15 protein-coding genes are annotated in these 16,944 nt (G+C 67.7%); 1 reads left to right on the plus strand and 14 read right to left on the minus strand.

What is annotated here, in order from left to right; translation table 11 throughout:
* Positions 1 to 111: 111 nt before the first annotated feature.
* From VI26_RS15640 to VI26_RS15675, 8 genes are read right to left on the minus strand one after another with little or no spacing between them, the layout of a single operon-like run.
* Entirely contained in the window at positions 112 to 1,032 is a 921-nt protein-coding gene (locus VI26_RS15640) for an SDR family oxidoreductase (RefSeq protein ID WP_197081495.1), read from the minus strand.
* 18 nt (positions 1,033 to 1,050) lie between these two features.
* Entirely contained in the window at positions 1,051 to 2,226 is a 1,176-nt protein-coding gene (locus VI26_RS15645; protein ID WP_048410685.1) for a thiolase, read from the minus strand.
* Complete coding sequence (locus tag VI26_RS15650; protein WP_048410826.1) at positions 2,223 to 2,615, minus strand: Zn-ribbon domain-containing OB-fold protein; 393 nt, start codon at positions 2,613 to 2,615, stop codon at positions 2,223 to 2,225. The genes VI26_RS15645 and VI26_RS15650 overlap by 4 nt, the downstream gene beginning before the upstream one ends.
* Before the next feature lie 17 nt (positions 2,616 to 2,632).
* Positions 2,633 to 3,472 (minus strand): CoA ester lyase, encoded by an 840-nt coding sequence (locus VI26_RS15655; protein ID WP_048410686.1) that lies wholly within the window; start codon positions 3,470 to 3,472, stop codon positions 2,633 to 2,635.
* Positions 3,469 to 4,845 (minus strand): MmgE/PrpD family protein, encoded by a 1,377-nt coding sequence (locus VI26_RS15660; protein ID WP_048410687.1) that lies wholly within the window; start codon positions 4,843 to 4,845, stop codon positions 3,469 to 3,471. Before VI26_RS15660 ends, VI26_RS15655 begins: the two co-directional genes overlap by 4 nt.
* Before the next feature lie 12 nt (positions 4,846 to 4,857).
* Positions 4,858 to 6,036 (minus strand): CaiB/BaiF CoA-transferase family protein, encoded by a 1,179-nt coding sequence (locus VI26_RS15665; protein ID WP_048410688.1) that lies wholly within the window; start codon positions 6,034 to 6,036, stop codon positions 4,858 to 4,860.
* A gap of 34 nt (positions 6,037 to 6,070) precedes the next feature.
* Positions 6,071 to 7,231 carry an acyl-CoA dehydrogenase family protein gene (locus tag VI26_RS15670; RefSeq protein ID WP_048410689.1) on the minus strand — a complete coding sequence of 387 codons (1,161 nt, stop codon included), beginning with the start codon at positions 7,229 to 7,231 and terminating at the stop codon, positions 6,071 to 6,073.
* 18 nt (positions 7,232 to 7,249) lie between these two features.
* Entirely contained in the window at positions 7,250 to 8,134 is an 885-nt protein-coding gene (locus tag VI26_RS15675) for a MaoC family dehydratase N-terminal domain-containing protein (RefSeq protein WP_048410690.1), read from the minus strand.
* A 199-nt stretch (positions 8,135 to 8,333) separates the two neighbouring features.
* Here VI26_RS15675 and VI26_RS15680 point away from each other — a divergent pair, with 199 nt between their 5' ends.
* Positions 8,334 to 9,251 (plus strand): LysR substrate-binding domain-containing protein, encoded by a 918-nt coding sequence (locus tag VI26_RS15680; protein ID WP_048410827.1) that lies wholly within the window; start codon positions 8,334 to 8,336, stop codon positions 9,249 to 9,251.
* Here VI26_RS15680 and VI26_RS15685 read toward each other — a convergent pair.
* From VI26_RS15685 to VI26_RS15710, 6 genes are all read right to left on the minus strand, one after another.
* Complete coding sequence (locus VI26_RS15685) at positions 9,248 to 11,413, minus strand: penicillin acylase family protein (RefSeq protein ID WP_053074454.1); 2,166 nt, start codon at positions 11,411 to 11,413, stop codon at positions 9,248 to 9,250. The genes VI26_RS15680 and VI26_RS15685 overlap by 4 nt on opposite strands.
* Before the next feature lie 402 nt (positions 11,414 to 11,815).
* Positions 11,816 to 12,925 (minus strand): ABC transporter permease, encoded by a 1,110-nt coding sequence (locus VI26_RS15690; RefSeq protein ID WP_048410691.1) that lies wholly within the window; start codon positions 12,923 to 12,925, stop codon positions 11,816 to 11,818.
* Positions 12,918 to 13,865 carry an ABC transporter ATP-binding protein gene (locus VI26_RS15695; protein WP_048410692.1) on the minus strand — a complete coding sequence of 316 codons (948 nt, stop codon included), beginning with the start codon at positions 13,863 to 13,865 and terminating at the stop codon, positions 12,918 to 12,920. Before VI26_RS15695 ends, VI26_RS15690 begins: the two co-directional genes overlap by 8 nt.
* 94 nt (positions 13,866 to 13,959) lie before the next feature.
* Entirely contained in the window at positions 13,960 to 14,739 is a 780-nt protein-coding gene (locus VI26_RS15700) for an amidohydrolase (protein WP_048410693.1), read from the minus strand.
* On the minus strand, positions 14,721 to 15,353 hold the full coding sequence (locus VI26_RS15705; protein WP_048410694.1) for a hypothetical protein: 633 nt from the start codon (positions 15,351 to 15,353) through the stop codon (positions 14,721 to 14,723). The genes VI26_RS15700 and VI26_RS15705 overlap by 19 nt, the downstream gene beginning before the upstream one ends.
* A 211-nt stretch (positions 15,354 to 15,564) precedes the next feature.
* Entirely contained in the window at positions 15,565 to 16,821 is a 1,257-nt protein-coding gene (locus VI26_RS15710) for a thioester reductase domain-containing protein (protein WP_048410695.1), read from the minus strand.
* Between the last annotated feature and the right edge of the window lie 123 nt (positions 16,822 to 16,944).

Here is a 16,944-nt window from a genome sequence, read left to right on the forward strand (position 1 = left end):
AAGAGCCTGTTCAAAGTCTGCCGCGCTTGGTGAGCCGTTGCACGGTGAGTACGAACTCAAAATGCTCATTGACCCTATGTAAACTCCGCTTCTTCAGCGGTTTTCGCCGGCTCACACCGGGTCCCAGCTGAACACATCGGCCGAACGATCCAGCGCGACGAAGGAAGCCTGCAAGGCCGGCATCGCGTGCTCGGCTATCGTCTGCGGCGTCCAGCCCTGCCCGCGCTGCACCGAGCGCATCGGCCGCGGCTGGCTCATCAGGAAGATTTCGTTATTGCGCACGCAGAACACCTGGCCGTTGACGCCGCGCGCCGCGTCGCTGAGCAGGAAGACCGCCAGCGGCGCGATCTTGGCCGGCGTCATCTGGCGGATCTTTTCCACCCGCGCCTGCTCCGCCTCGGTCTGCGACGGAATGGAGCCCGTCATCCGGCTCCAGGCGAAGGGCGCGATGCAGTTGGAGCGCACCTGGAAACGCTGCATGTCCAGCGCGATGGACTTGGACAGCGCCACCACGCCCAGCTTGGCGGCGGCGTAATTGGCCTGGCCCAGATTGCCGATCAGCCCGGAGGTGGAAGTCATGTGCAGCAGGCTGCCGCTCATCCGCTCCTTGAAATGCGGCGCGATGGCGCGGCTCATGTAATAAGCGCCGTACAAATGGACTTTGAGCACCGCGTCCCACTCGTCTTCGCTCATCTTGTGGAAGATGCGGTCGCGCAGGATGCCGGCGTTATTGACCACGCCGTCCACCTGGCCGAAAGCCTGGAGCGCGCCGGCGATGATGGCCGCCGCGCCCTCCGCGCTGGCCACGCTGTCGGTATTGACCAGCGCCTGCCCGCCGCGCTGGCGGATTTCCGCCGCCACCCGCTGCGCCGGCCCGGCATCGCGGCCTTCGCCGCCCAGCGCGGCGCCGATGTCGTTGACCACCACCCGCGCGCCCTCGGTCGCCAGCGCCAGCGCGATGTCGCGGCCTATGCCGCCGCCGGCCCCGGTCACCACCATCACTTTGTCCTGCAGCATCGCTTGCTTTTCCATCTTGCCCTCCTTGAGCCGTCATAGGGTTGCGGCCGCGCCCAGCACCGCGGTGGCTTGCGACGACAGCGTGCCGCCATTGCCGTGCACCAGCGCGGTGGCGGCGCCGGCCACCTGGCGCGCGCCGCACTCGCCGCGCAATTGCCGCACCGCCTCTATCACCAGGAACACGCCGTACATGCCCGGATGCACGCAGGACAGGCCTCCGCCATTGGTGTTGACCGCCAGGCGGCCGCCAGGCGCGATCGCGCCGTCGGCGACGAAGGGCCCGCCCTCGCCCTTGGCGCAGAAACCCAGGTCTTCCAGGAACAACAGGGTGTTGATGGTGAAGGCGTCGTAAAGCTGGACCGCGTCGATGTCGGCCGCTCGCAAGCCGGCCATCGCCAGCGCGCGCGCGCCGGACTCCTGCGCCGCGGTCACGGTCAGGTCCGGCATCGACGAGATCTGGCGGTGCCAGGTGGCGGCGGCGACGCCGAGCAGATACACCGGCGGCCGCGGCAGATCGCGCGCGCGCTCGGCGCGCACCAGCACATAGGCGCCGGCGCCGTCGGTGACCAGGCAGCAATCGCGCACCGACAAGGGATCGGCCACCATGCGCGCCGCCAATGCCTGCTCCAGGCTCAGCGCTTCGCGCGCATAGGCTTCCGGGTTCAGCTGCGCCCAGCGCCGGGCCGCCACCGCCACCTCGGCCAGGTGTTCGCGGCGGGTGCCGTACTGGTGCATGTGCCGGGCGGCGGCCAGCGCGTAGGCGGTCACCGGCAGTTCCGGCTGGTAGGGATGTTCATAAGGCATGGGATCGAGCACGCGCCGCGCCAGATTGCTGGCCTTGCGGCCGAATGTCGCCGTGCGCTGGGTGCTGCCGTAGCAGACCAGCACCGCGTCGCACAGGCCAGCCTGCAAGGCCAGCGCCGCCGGCTGCAGATGAGCGACGAAGCTGGAGCCGCCCAGCATGGTGCTGTCCAGGAAGCGCGGGCGCAGGCCCAGGTATTCCGCCACCGGCAGGCCCCACATGGTGGCGTTGACGCTGGCGGTGGCCAGGCCGTCGATATCGGCCAGTTTCAGGCCGGCGTCGGCGATCGCGCCGGCGGCGGCCTCGGCCAGGATTTCCATTTCGCTGCGGCCCTTGGCCTCGCCCAGGCCGGCCACGCCGACGCCGGCGATGGCCACCGCGCCGCGCAGACTCCGCGCCGCGCTCATGCCGCGGCTCCCACCGGCACGAAGACCAGCAAGGGCTGGCCTTGCTCGTCGACGATGCGCGCGCACACCGCCATGCCGATGCGCACCCGCTCCGGCGCCAGCCCGTCCACCCGGCTCATCAGCCGCACCCCCTCGTCCAGGTCGATCAGCGCGATGTTCAGATCGCCGCCCTGCTCCGGCTTGCGGCGCACCACCGAACTGGAATACACGGTGCCGGCGCCGCTGGGCCGCACCCAGCCCAGTTCCTGGCCGCCGCAATGCGGGCAGCTCACGCGCGGATAGAACACATGCCGATCGCAGGCGGCGCAATGCTGAATCTGAAACACCCCGGCGCCCAGCGCCTGTTGATAGGCCTGCTCCGGCCCCATGCTTTGCCATGCTGTTTCCATGTCCATGCTCCTCAAGTTCAAGGTTTGGAAAAACGACAGGTCCGCGCTTGCTCCGCGCCGGCAGCCGCCAGCACCCGCTCGGCGCGGCGCAGCACCGGCAGGTCCACCATGACGCCGTCCAGCGTCGTGGCGCCGCCGCCGGCGCGTTCCGCCGCCGCGCAAACCCGCCGCGCCCAGGCCAGCTGCGCCTCGGACGGCAGGAAGGCGGCATTGACCGCGGCGACCTGGGCGGGGTGGATGCACAGCTTGCCGCCAAAGCCCAGCCGCCGCGCCCGCCGCGCATCACGGCTCAGCGCTTCCGGCCGCAGCGTGGCGGTGACGCCGTCCAGCGGCGGCGGCAGGCCGGCCAGCCGCGAGGCCAGCACCAGCTGCGAGCGGAACAACAGCAGGCCCTCGTCCTCGTCTTCGATGTCCAGGTCCAGTTGCAGGTCCAGCGCGCCGAACAACAGCCGCGCCGTCCGCGGATGCGCGGCGATGGCGGCGACGGCGGCGAGACCGCGCGCGGTTTCGATCAGCGGCAGCAAGGGGGCGCCGGCCGCCAGCGCGTCCAGTTGCTCGACGCTCTCGGCCTTGGCCAGCACCACACCGTCCACCGCCGCCGCCCGGCATAATTCGGCATCGGCGGCGAAGTCGGCGCTATCGGCGGCATTGACGCGCAGCAGCCGCGCGACAGCGCCGCCGCCTTCCCGCAGCCAGCCCGCCGCCGCGTCGCGCGCGCCCGCCTTGTCCGCCGCCGGCACCGAGTCCTCCAGGTCCACGATCACCGCGTGGCAGCCGGAGGCGGCGGCCTTGGCATAGCGCTCCGGCCGGTTACCGGGCACGAACAAGCAGGAATGCCACGCCCCGGCCGGCCTCATTCCCGCTCTCCCGGCAGCAGGCGTCCCACGACCGCCGCGCCGCGCATGTCCCAAAGCCGGACCAGGGCCAGCCGCATTTCCTCCGGGCCGGCCGCGCCGCCGAAAGCCGCCAGCCGCATCGCCTTGGCTTCCAGCTCGGCGCGGCTCAGGGTGTTGCCGGGGTCGCCCTTGGGCTGTTCCACCCGGCACTCCAGCCGGCGGCCGTCGCGGGTCAGCACCTCCACCTTGCCGATCCAGCGCCGCGGATAGGCCGCTTCCACTTCGGCGTCCGCCTCCATCGCCACCCTGGCGGCGAAGTCGGCCACCGCCGTATCGTCCAGCGCACGCTCGAACTCGGCGATGCCGGCGGCGCCGTGACAGGCGATCAGCCCCAGCACCGTGCCCATGGAAAACTTGGCCTGGTGCACCGTCGTCGGCCGCGCCACCGCGCCCAGCACTTCCAAGGCCGCGACATGCACCTTGGCGTTGACGCGGACGATCTCGCGCGCGCTCAGGCCGTGCTGCCCCATCAGCTGCAGCAACGCGTCCGCAGCCGGATGGGTGTGCCGGCAGGAGGCGTGGTATTTGAACGAGGTTTCCAGCAAGGCCCAGCGCTGCCCCAGCCGGTCGGTCAGCCGGCTGAGGTCGGCATCGCGGGACATGCCGGCGGCCATGCCCTGGGTACCTTCCAATATCCGCTCGGCGCCGCGGAAGCCGTCGCGCGCCAGGTAGGCCGCGGCCAGGCCGCTGGCGGAGGCATGGGCGGCGTGCAGCGGTTTGGAATCCGCGGCGGTGCGCAGGAATTCCCACAGGCCGGCGGCCTGGGTTCCGGCGGTGCCGATGGCGTGGTTCATTTGCCGCGCGTCCAGCCGCAGCAGCCGGCCCGTCGCCACCGCCGCCGCGATGCCGCCGACGGTGCCGGTGGTGTGGAACACCCGGTAATGGGAGCGGCCCAGGCATTCCCCGGCGCGGATGCCGGCCTCGTAGCCGGCGATCGCCGCCAGCAGCAGCTCGGCGCCGGAACGGCGCAAGGCTTGCGCCGCGGCCAGCGCGGCCGGAAACACCACGGCACCGGGATGGAACACCGCTCCATTGTGCACATCGTCCTGTTCCGCCACGTGGGAGGCGGCGGCGTTGATCATGGCGGCGAACAAGGGCGAGCTGCGCCGCCGCGAAATCAGCAGTTCCGCCGCGCCGTCGGCCGGCCCCATCGCGGCGGCGAAGTCGGCGACGCTGGCCACCGGCCGCGCGCCCTTGCCCGCCAGCGCGCTGCCGAACCAGTCCAGCAGCAGTTCCTCGGCCCGGCGCCAGACCGGCTCGGGCACCTGTTCCGGCCTCAGTTCGGCGGCGAAGGCCGCCAGGCCGGCGCTACCGCTCTCGTGTATCGCGCTCATCGCCGCTCCTGTTCAAATGACGCCTTGCTCGCGCAGGCCTTGAATGTCGCCGGCGGCATAGCCCAGCTCCAGCAGAATCGCCTCGCTGTGCTGGCCCGGCGCCGGGATCGCGTCCATCCGGTAGTCGAAGCCGTCGCTGACGCCCGGCGGCAGCAGCGCCGGTATCGGCCCGGCCGGCGAATCCACCTGCCGCCAGCGCCGCCGCGCCGCCAATTGCGGGTGACGCCAGACATCGGCCATCGCGTTGACGCGGCCGCAGCCGATGCCGGCCCGCTCCAGCCGGCTCAGCAGTTGCTCGGAATCCAGGCCGGAAAACACCTGGTCGATAATGGCTTGCAGCTGCGCCCGCCGCTGGTGGCGCCGCGGATTGGCGGCGAAGCGCGGGTCGTCCGCCAGCTCCGGCCGTTGCAGCACCTGCTCGCAAAAGCGCCGCCATTCACGCGGGTTCTGCAGGCCGAACAGCAGCCACTGGCCGTCACCGGCCTGGAACGGCCCATAGGGATAGATGCTGGGATGGCTGGCGCCGCTGCGTTCCGGCTGCGGCTGGCCGCGGTAGGCGAAGTACAGCGGGTTGCCCATCCACTCGGTCAGCGCTTCCAGCATCGACACCTCGATATGACTGCCGGCGCCGCCGCGCTCGCGCAGGAGCAGCGCCGCCAGGATATGGCTGTAGCCGTACATGCCGGCGGCGATGTCGGCCACCGAGATGCCGGCTCGGGCCGGCCCGTCGGCGCCGCCGGTCACCGACAGCAGGCCGGCCTCGGCCTGGATCAGCAGGTCGTACGCCTTCCTGCCGGCATAGGGGCCGTTGTCGCCATAGCCGGAGATGTCGCAGACGATCAGCCGCGGCCAGCGCTCGCGCAAGCCGGCCGCCGCCAGGCCCAGCCGCGCCGCCGCACCCGGCGCCAGGTTTTGCACCAGCACATCGCTCCGCTCCAGCAGCGCGCTGAGCACCGCCGCCGCCTCCGGGCGCTTCAGGTCCAGCGTCAGGCTTTCCTTGGAGCGGTTGAGCCAGGCGAAGTAGGAGGACATGCCGGCCACGCGCTCATCGTAAGCGCGCGCGAAATCGCCGCCGCCGGGACGCTCCACCTTGATCACGCGCGCGCCCAGATCGGCCAACTGCCGGGTGGCGAACGGCGCGGCGACCGCATGTTCCAGCGCCAGCACGGTCATGCCTTGCAAAGGCCTCATCGCGGACTCCTTCAAGCCGTCTGCGCCGCCGCGCTCAGAACGAGCGCGGCAGGCCCAGCACGTGTTCGGCCACATAGGCCAGGATCAGATTGGTGGAAATGGGCGCGACTTGGTAAAGCCGGGTTTCGCGGAATTTGCGCTCGATGTCGTATTCGCAGGCAAAGCCGAAACCGCCGTGGAATTGCAGGCAGACATTGGCCGCTTCCCAGGAGGCTTCCGAGGCCAGCAGCTTGGCCATATTGGCCTCGGCGCCGCAGCTTTGCCGCGCGTCGAAACGGGCGCAGGCCTCGAAGCGCATCAGGCTGGCCGCTTCCAGTTGGACGTGGGCGCGGGCGATGGGGAATTGCACGCCCTGGTTCCGGGCGATGGGCTGGCCGAACACTTGGCGTTCGCAGCCGTAGCCGACGACGCGGTCGATGAACCAGCGGCCGTCGCCCACGCATTCGGCGGCGATCAGCGCCCGCTCGGCGTTGAGTCCGTCCAGCAGGTAGCGGAAACCCAGGCCTTCCTCGCCGATCAGGTTTTCCGCCGGCACCTCCAGCTCATCGAAGAACAGTTCATTGGTCTCGTGATTGACCATATTGGCGATGGGCCGCACATTCAGTCCGTGCCCCACCGCCGCGCGCAGATCGATCAGGAACAGCGACATGCCTTCCGAGCGCCGGCTCACCCGCTCCAGCGGCGTGGTGCGCGCCAGCAAGATCATCAGGTCGGAATGCTGGACCCGGGAGATCCACACTTTCTGGCCGCTGACGCGGTAATGGTCGCCGTGGCGGACGGCCCGGGTCTGGATGCGGGTGGTGTCGCTGCCGGCGCCGGGCTCGGTCACCGCCATCGACTGCAACCGCAGCTCGCCGCTGGCGATGCGCGGCAGGTAGTCGCGCTTTTGCCGCTCGGAGCCGTGACGCAGCAGCGTGCCCATATTGTACATCTGGCCATGGCAGACGCCGGAGTTGCCGCCGCAGCGGTTGATTTCCTCCAGGATCACCGAGGCCTCGGTCAGGCCCAGGCCGGAACCGCCGTATTGTTCCGGGATCAGCGCCGCCAGCCAGCCGGCCTCGGTCAGCGCCGCGACAAAGGCTTCGGGATAGCCGCGCTGCTGGTCGATCATGCGGAAATAGGCATCGGGAAATTGCGCGCACAGCGCGCGCACCGCCGCGCGCAACTCCTGGTAAGTATCCTGGCTGGTTTGCATCGTCTCGTCCTTTCCGCGTCACGCGCCGCTGGCTACGCCATCCGACGCGCTGAGCCTCGTGGCCGCCTGGCTCAGGCCCGCCTCCATCGCCGGCTGCCCGGCCGCGTTCCACGCCCACAGGGAAACGCGACCGTCTGTTTCCGGCCTGCCGCCCAGGCTGATGTCGCTGTCGGCGAACAAGGGCCGCAGCGCGCGGAAATGGAAGCCGCGCGGCCGGTAGGCCGGCGCATGTCGGCGACACAGCTCCAGCAATAGCGTGGCGAGCAGCGGCCCCTGCACCACCAGACCGGGATAGCCTTCGCTTTCCACCGCGTAATCGCGGCTGTAATGGATGCGGTGGGTGTTCAGTGTCAGGGCCGAATAGCAGAACAGCAGCACATCGTCGGCGCGCAGCGCGCGCCGCCATGGCGCGGCCGGCATCGCCTCCGCCACCGCTGGCGCGGCGCCCTCCGGCGCGCGGCAATACACCAGATCCTGTTCCTCCACCAGCGCCAGGCCGTTCTCGCCGCTGATTTCATGGCGCAGCGTCAGGAATTGCAGCGGACCGCTGCGGCCCAGCTTGTCCTGGATGGCGACGATGCAGGAGTAGCGACTGGCCGCTTCCCCCAGCCGCAGCGGCTGCAGCCATTCCACGCGGCCGCCGGCCCACATCCGCCGCGGCAGCGCCGACGGCGGCAGGAAGCCGCCGCGCCGCGCATGGCCGTCCGCGCCCAGTGCCTCCAGCCGCGGCGGGGTCTGGAAATACAGCCAGTGCCATAAGGGCGGCAATGCGTCGCCCGCCGCTGGCGGCGTCCCTTCTCGTCCCAGCAGCGCCGCCAGCGCGATGGCCGGAGCCGGCGCCAGCGTGTCATGACGCCGCTCGCTCTTTCCCAACCATTGATTCACATGTTTAATGTCAGGCATGGATCGTCCCTTGCCGGCAACGGGCCGCCGGCCACGATGGATGAAAAGGAATGCGGTCCAGCATGAACAGACCCGCGCCGGCTGACAATTCGCATTTGCCGAAGCCGGATTTAGGCACGGCTTAAGCGCGGCGACTGAAAACCTGTTCTACGCCGGCCGCGCCGGACACGGCAACAGGAGGATGAATCGAGCCATGGGCATGCATTTTGATTTGGTCGATCTGAGATTATTCGTCTTCATCGCGGAAGAAAGCAGCCTGACCCGCGCCGCCGCGCGCGCGCACCTGTCGCTGCCGGCCGCCAGCATGCGCGTCAAGCATCTGGAACAGGCCCTAGGCGTGCAGTTGCTGAACCGGGAAAGCCAGGGCGTGTCGCTGCGGCCGCCGGGACGCACGCTGCTGCACCATGCGCGCAAGGTGCTGAATCAACTGGAAAGCCTGCGTGGGGATTTGCAGGAATACGCGACCGGCATCAAGGGCCATGTGCGGGTGCTGGCCAACACCACGGCGATCACCGAGTTCATTCCGCCGGTGTTGAGCGCCTTCTTGCTGAGCCACCCCGATGTGAACACCGATCTGCGCGAACGGCTGAGCCGCGACATCGTGCGCGCGGTGCGCGACGGCACCGCCGACATCGGCATCGTCGCCGACAGCGCGGACACCTCCGGCCTGCAGGTGATGCCCTACCGCCAGGACCGGCTGGTGCTGGCCGCCGCCGCGCGTCACCCGCTGGCGCGGCGGCGCTCGCTGGATTTCGCCGCCACGCTGGATTATGACTACATCGCGCTGCACGAGGGCAGCGCCATCCATTCCTTCCTGACCCAGGCCGCCACCCAGCTGCGGCGGCCGCTGAAGATACGCACTCAGGTCAGCAGCTTCGAGGCGGTGTGCCGGATGATAGCCGCCGATGTCGGCATCGGCATCCTGCCGGAGTCGGCGGCGCGCCGCCACGCCTGCAGCCTGGACTTACAACTGGTGCGCTTGAGCAATGTCTGGGCCGTGCGCAATCTGCTGATCTGCGTGCGCGAACTGGACAAGCTGCCGCTATTCGCCCGTCAGCTGATCGCGATGCTGGAGGCCGACGGCCGCGGCGAAGCGCTGCCGCCGCGCCCCCGCTAGTAACGGAACCACTCGCGCTTGGCCAGCGCCGCTTCCACCTGCTCGCGCTTGAGCAAGGCGTCGCGCATTTCGTTCCGCGCCGCCAGCGCCATCTGGTCGCCATAGTAAGGCGATTGCGGCTGACTGCTGTTGCCGTAGGTGTTGATCACCTTGGCGCGCAGCGGCCGGCCGAATTCCACCAGCGCGGTGAAGGTATCGCCGAAGATGGCGCGCTGGCGGCCGTCGCTGTCGCCGATATAGCTGAAGGTGCGGAAGGCGCCCAGGCCCTCGGCGCCGCCGCTGGCCGGCTGGTCCAGCCGCGCCGCGCCGCCGGCGGGGCCGCGCCGCAGCCGGTAGACTTCGCCGAAGGCGATGTCCAGCGGCACGCCTGCCTGTTGCAGCCCCTGGGCCGCCGCGCCCAGCTTGCTGAGCGCGAAGCCGGCGTCGCGCAGGCCGGCCGGCGTGCTGTAGGGCTGCGCCGGGTCCGCTTCCTGGCGGTAGCGCAAGCCGTCTTCGCCGCCGGAGGCCGCCACCCAGGCGGCGAACAGCACCGCGCCCTTGCTGGTGGCGTCGCTGCGCCGATCCCATTGGGCCAGCACTTGCGCCGCGGCGATCAGGCCGGCGTCGCCGGAGGCGCGCGCATAGCCGATCAAATCATCCAGCACCCGGTCCGCCAGCAGCAGCCTGGTGTCGTGCTTGGCGCTGAGCAGCGTGTCCAGGGTGAAGGCCAGTGTTTGCTCGATCAACTCGATGCCGCGCTGTTCGCGCAGCAGCGGCGACGCCCGCGGCGACAGATAGGCGGCGTAGGCGGCCGGATCCAGCGCCGGCTTGCTCATATACCAGGGCACGCTATTGGAGTTCTGCACCCAGCCGCTGGCCGGGTTGAGCACCTGCGGCAATTCGTCCAGGCGCAGCGCCTGGCGCCAGATCAGATCGCCGCGGCTGCCGTCCACCGGCTGCGCCCAGAAGGCGGCGTCGCCGCCGGCGCGGCGCGGGCTCAGGCCGCCAAAGGCCGCCCAGATATTGCGCTGAGCGTCGGCGTAGATGATGTTGTGGTAGGGGTTGCGCAGCCGCGCCACAACCTTGCGGAAGGCCTTGAAATCAGGCGCCTGCGCCATGTCCCACCATTGCTCCAGCACGCCGGGAGTCTGCAGCTGATCGACGCCGACGATGCGCAGTGCGTAGCTCTGGCCGTCCTTGTCGAACACCGGGCCCTGCTCGGCGCGGCGCAGCGTCAGCTGCTCGGCTTGCAGGCTGCCGTCCGGCTGGCGGATATACATGGTTTCGCGCTTGGTGTCGAAGTCGCGCGCCACGCCGTCCAGCAGGTATTGCTGGCCGCTGAGCTTGAGCTGGTATAGGTCGCAGCCGTCCTGGGTATTGACGGTGTGCACCCAGCCCAGCCGCTGGTTGAAGCCGATGCGCATCACCGGCAGACCCACCAGGGTGGCGCCGTAGATATCGTATTCCGGGCTCTTGAATTGGGCTTCGAACCAGGTATGGCTGCCGCCCCATAGCAAATGCGGATTGGCCAGCAGCATGGCGTTGCCGGAACGGCTCTTGGCCGGACCCAGCGCCCAGCCGTTGGAGCCGCCGATCAGATTGATGGGGGTGGCCACCGCGTCCGGGTAGATCAGTGAGCAATTGGCCGCGCCGGTGGCGGTGGAGCCGCTCAGATAGCCGAAGAAGATGCGCAGGGTGTGGCCCAGCACATCCTCGCTGCGCACCGGCAGCACCGCGCGCGCCGCCGGGCTCAGACCGCCGCTGGCGGCGGCCTGGTCGTTGATGCCGGCGACGAAGGCATCCAGGTAGGCGCGCATGCGCGGGCTTTGCTGTTGCAGCCATTGTTTGGAACGCTCGGGGAAACCCATCGCGCGCACCAGGCGGTCCACTTCCGCCATATTGCTGGGAAAGGGCTCGCCGGCCTCGAACACCGCGCCGTAGTATTCGGCGCCGCGGCCGCGCCCCTGGGCGTACAAGCGCAGCAGCAGTTCCGGGTGCGCCTGCATCTGGGCGCGGCCGAAGGCGTAGGCCAGGCTGTCGGCGCGCGCGGCGTAGATGTGCGGCACGCCGCTGCGGTCCCACAGCACCTGGCTACCGCGCGGCTTGCCGTCTTCGTCCAGTTCGCAGGCCGTCAGCAAGGACAGCATGGCGATGCCCAATAGGGCGAGGATCAAGCGTTTCACTACCTTTCCTCCTTTTTGACAACTTAACAATGAGCTGTCGGCCAGCATGCTCAACAGCGATGCTCGGTTCTTCACACTCTTGAAACAACGGAACTGGCCAGCAAGAAAGGAAGCACGTATCCAACGCGCCCAAAGTCCCTTCAAGTCTGCCGCCGGGTGGCAGGCCCGAGGTTTTAGCTACGCAGAAACTTCGCTTCGCTCGTTTTAAGCGGCTGCCTGTTCGAGCAGCGCGAGGTTAGCGCGCCATCACTGAGCGAATCCTTGATTCGCTCAGTGATGGGGGAATTTGGCCGAGTTGTTCCCCTTCCTGCCTTATTCCCTCGCGACGCTACGCTTGCCTCGCTCGGTCAGGACCGCCCCGGCAATCAAAACCATCATCCGCGCAGCGGATGCCTCATGCCCCTAATACCAGCGGAACACCCGCGCGCCGCTGACAAAGCCGGCAATGCCGATCAGCGTGAGCACCACCGCCGAACGCGCGATCTCCAGCACCCCGGCGCCCTCGACGAAGATCATGCGCATGCCGTCGGCCAGCATGGTCAGCGGCAGCACCTCGATCACCGCCACCATCCAGTCCGGGAAGTGCTTGTAGCTGAAAAAGATGCCGGAGAAGATCACCAGGAACAGGATGGTCATTTCCAGCAGACCGTTGGCGGTCTGCGCCTTGGTGGCGCGCGAGGCGGCCAGGATGGCGATGCCGGCGAAGCAGACATTGCCGGCCAGCAGCAGCACGATGAAGGGCAAGGCCCCGCCCTGGGCATGCACGTCGAAATAACTGCTGGCGAACAAATACAGCACCAGGGTTTCCAGCAGGCTGAACACCAGGCAGGCCAGCACGTGGGCCAGCAGGAAATCGGTCTTGCGCATCGGGGTGATGCGCATCTGCCGGGTGACGCGGGTGGCGCGTTTTTCGATCAGCGACCAGCCGACGGCGATCAGGCAGGTTTCCATCACCGCCATCGCCACCAGGCCGGGCACCAGGAAGTCGATGTAGCGCAGGCCGGGGCTGTCCAGCACCGACATATTCTTGTCCACCGCCTGGCTCAGCGCGTCCGGGTCGTCGCCGAGGAAGAAGTAAGTCAGCAGCGCCTCGTTGTTCTGCGGATCCAGGTAGTAGATGCGCTTGCCGCTGTCGGCGCTGGGCTCCATGAACACCTGCACATCGCCGCGCTTGAGGCCGCGCAACACCGATTCGCGGTCCGGGTAGTACTGGAAGCGGTATTTCATCCGTATCAGGTGGTCGCGCTTGATTTCGTCCGCGTTGATGACGCTGGACAGCGGCTGGTTGCGGGCTTCCACCTTGCTGATCCACGCGCGCACCGCGGCCTGCTCCTGCACATTGGCCGGCAGCACCACGCCTATGGTGCGCTCCTTGATTTCGCCGCCGGAGAAGGACACGCCCAGCAGCCACACCAGCAGCAGCGGGAAGCCGAAGGACCAGAACAGGATTTGCGGCTCGCGCAGGTATTGGCGGAATTGGGTGATGATCAGATTGAGCAAGGCGTTATTCATGGAAACCTCGGCCGGCCAGTGACAGGAATAAATCGTCCAATGTTTTTTTGCGCACGATGATTTCGTCGATGTCGATTTGTTGTTCGCGGATGAACTCGGACAGGCGGAACAGGAAGGCCGAGCCGTTGCGCACCAGCAGCCGCGCCTTGGCGGACGCCTGGTCGTAGCTGTAGCTGATGATATTGTCCTTGTGCTTGGGCTCGGCGCCGCCGGCGCCGCTCTTGACCCGGTATTCGACCACTTCGCCCGGCTCGTGAGCGGCCAGCAGTTCGTCCAGCGTGCCCTGGGTCAGGATGCGGCCCTGGTGCATGATGCAGATGCGGTCGCACAGGTATTCCGCTTCTTCCATGTAGTGGGTGGTCAGCAACATGGTGGAGCCCAGCTCCTTGTTGAGCTTGCGCAGGATGTCCCAGGTGCCGCGCCGCACTTGCGGGTCCAGGCCGGTGGTGGGTTCGTCCAGGATCAGTATCTCCGGTTGATTGAGGATGGAGATGGCCAGCGCCAGCCGCTGACGCTGGCCGCCGGACAGTCCTTCCACCATCACCTTGCGCTTGGGAATCAGCTCCACCAGTTCCAGCACCTCGTCGGCGCGGCTGCGCGGCCGGCGGTAGAAGCTGGCGAACAGGTTGACGGTTTCGTCCACCCGCAGCTTGTTGATGAACAGCGATTCCTGCAGCACCCCGGCCAGGCGGTGGCGCAGATAGCTTTCGTCCTTCTGCCAACTGCGTCCGAGGATGCGGATGGAACCGGCCTCCGGCTGTTTCAGCCCCTCCAGCATTTCCACCAGCGTGGTCTTGCCGGCGCCGTTGGGCCCCAGCAGGGCGACGAATTCGCCGCGATAGATGTCCAGCGACACGTCGTTGACCGCGGTGTAGTCGTTGAAGCGCTTGGTCACCGACTGGAATTCGATGACTTTTTCTCTTGTTGTGGCTTGGTGCATTTCACTTTCCGTAGGAGCCGAAGGAGAACCGAAACAGCGGAAAACTCCGCGCAGCCGCGGGAGTCATCCGCCTCTTTTCATTGCCGCCGCGCGGTCAAACGAGTTGATAACGGTCCGCATCCTTCAGGAAAGGGAACTGGGCGCGCACATCGTCCAGCTGCGCGCGCGACAGCCTGGCCTGATGCACGCTTTCCAGCTGGCGGCCGTGGTACAGGGTGTCGCCCAGCGGGTCTATCAGCATGGAATCGCCGCTGTAGCGGATGTCGTTGCCGTCCACGCCCACCCGGTTGACGCCGATGACGAAGGCCTGGTTTTCTATCGCCCGCGCCGGCAGCAACGTCTGCCAGTGCTTGGAACGACGCTCCGGCCAGCTGGCGATGTAGAGCGCCAGGTCGTACTGGCTCTTGTTGTTGCGCGACCAGACCGGAAAGCGCAGGTCGTAGCAGACAAAGGCCGCCACCGACCAGCCATCCACCTTGACGATCAGCGGCGCGTCGCCGGCGGTGTAGTGCTCGTGCTCGCCGGCGAAGCTGAACAGATGCTTCTTGTCGTAGCTGAACAGGCTGCCGTCGGCCTTGGCCCACAGCAGGCGGTTGTAGTAGCGACCCTGATCTTCTATCGCCACGCTGCCCACCAGGTCGGCGCGCTTGGCGCGCGCGGTGTCGCGCAGCCATTGCACCGCCTTGCCGTCCATGGTTTCGGCGATCTTCTCCGGCCGCATGCTGAAGCCGGTGGTGAACATTTCCGGCAGCACGATCAGCTGGCTGTCGTTCACCGCGCTCAGGTGGCGCTCCATCCGCTGCAGGTTCTGATCCACCGATTCCCAGGCGATGTCGCTCTGCACCAGGGTGACGGCTAAGTCTTGATTTGGCATGGTTTGCTTTCCCAATCGGTCAATATCACTTCGTTGTGGTCGCCGCGTTCGCGGCTGCTCTGGCGCACCAGCACTTCGCCGCCGTCGTCGGACAGATACCAGCCGGTGCCGCTGATCTTGCGCCGCTTTGATTGATAGGCCACCACCCTCGCCTGCCGCGGCTGGCCCAGCAGGTCCAGCGTTTCGTCCGGCAGCCGCTGGTAGCGGACTTCGTCGATGTCGAAGTGCTCCAGATCCAGCACCCGCAGCGTGGCCTCGGCCTGGCCGCCGGCGAGGAAGCGCTCGGCGGCGTCTTCGCTGCTGGCGTCGAAATCGCCCTGCTTGAAGCGGCGCACCTCCAGCTGGCCGTCGTGCAAACGCAGGGTCAGCACGCCCTGGCGTAGCCGGCCCTTGATCACGGTCTTGTCGCCGTCCTCGTCGGAGACGCCGGCGTAACGGCACAGGCCGTCGGCGCCGAAGTCCATGCTCTCGTCCGATTGCAGCGAGTAATCGAACCACAGGCCGCTGCAGCGCAGGTCCATGCGGTTGCTGACTTGCAGCACCGGCAGATCATCCAGCCAGCCGCGGCGGCGCTCGGTGCGCAGCCGGCCTATCGGCTCGCCGTTGCTCAGCACCCGGTAGTCCAGCAGCAGTTCCGCGACAGGTGGGGAGCTCGAAAAACCTGCTGCGCGGTCCGATAGCTGCGTTGCTCCGTGCTCGCTCCCTCGCTGTACTCCTTGTACTATCTCGGTCGCTGCGCGCGGTGCGTCTTGCTCTCGAACCGCTCGCGACGGTTTTTCGAGCTCCCCCGGCGCTTCGATCAGCGCTTCCTCGTCGGCCAGCATCTCAGCGCACCGCCGCCGCGTCGCTCAGGTCGGCGTCGTACAGGCTCTCCATATAGCCGCCGGCCATGCTGGTGTGACGCTTGATTTCCGCCAGCGGCGCCTGCTCCGCCGGGGCGTTCAGGAAGCCGACCTTGCACGCATAGTCCAGATAGCGGCCGAACAGCGCCTGATCGGAGTCCGGGCAGCGGATCTCGGTGTTGGCCAGCAGTTCCTGGATTTCGCTGGTGTCGTACTTGGCGTGCTCCTTGCAATCGCTGCCGTCGTAGAAGATGGCCATCAGATCGGTGAAGGTGGAGCGGTAGCCGGTGCCGCCGCGGTGCATGCGGCCCTCTTGAAGCGCTTCGAAGTAGTCCTTGGACGACACGTCGCGCAGGGTGTAGCCGTAGCCGCGCAGGCGGGCGACGATGCCGTCGTAGTTGATCGGACGCGGATTGGTCAGGTTGTAGGTGCGGCGATTGCTGGATTGCAGATTCATCGCCGCGAACAGCGTGGCCTGGGCCACGTAGTCCACGGGGGAGATGTCGAAGGCTTCGTCCGAGGCGAAGGTCAGCCCCGTTTCCACCAGCGATTTGAGCATTTCATAGTAGATGCCCTTGACCTTGGTCTGCTTCAGCGGGTAGCAGCCGGTCCGGCTGTCGCCCCAGATATTGCCCGGACGCACGATGACCCAGTCCAGGCCGCGCTCGCCGGCCTCGTGCACCATGCGCTCGGCGGTGAACTTGGAGCGCTCGTAATCCATGTTGACGAAGCCCTGGCCCACGTCCAGATCGCTTTCATGCAGCACGAAGTCCGGTTGGTACAGTTTGTCGCCCACCATGCTGAAGCTGGAGGTGAACACCAGCGGCGCCTTGCCGGCCAGGCACAGTTCGATCAGGTTGGCGGTGCCGCCCACGTTGACCGGGGCGATCTTGTTGTAGGATGCCACCAGGCTGACGTTGGCGGCGCAGTGCAGCACCAAGTCCGCCAGGTGGGCCAGGTCGCGGTAGGCGCTGGCGTCCAGGCCCAGCATAGGCTGGCTGATGTCGCCCAGCACCGGGATGATGCGCCAGGCCTCGGTGGACAGCTTGCGGCCCTCGTCGTAGCAATACAGCACGTCTTCGATGCGGGCGCGCGCGGCGTCCTTGTTCTCGGCCCGCACCACGCAATAGACGTTGGCGTCGGTGGTGGCCAGTATTTCCTGCAGCAAACGGCCGCCCAGCACGCCGGTGGGGCCGGTCAGCACGATGTTCTTGACGCTGGTCTTGGCTCGGTAATCCATGACTTCACCTCTGAATTTGGTTTGGTTCCAGTCGGGGGCCGGCACGGCCGGCCCCCTGTCACGCGATGCGGCAGAACCTGTTTACGATCTCGCGAGCCAAGGCGAGACGAGGCGAAAACGAGC

Origin of the sequence: Chromobacterium sp. LK1, assembly GCF_001043555.1 — a bacterium.
Lineage (GTDB): Bacteria > Pseudomonadota > Gammaproteobacteria > Burkholderiales > Chromobacteriaceae > Chromobacterium > Chromobacterium aquaticum.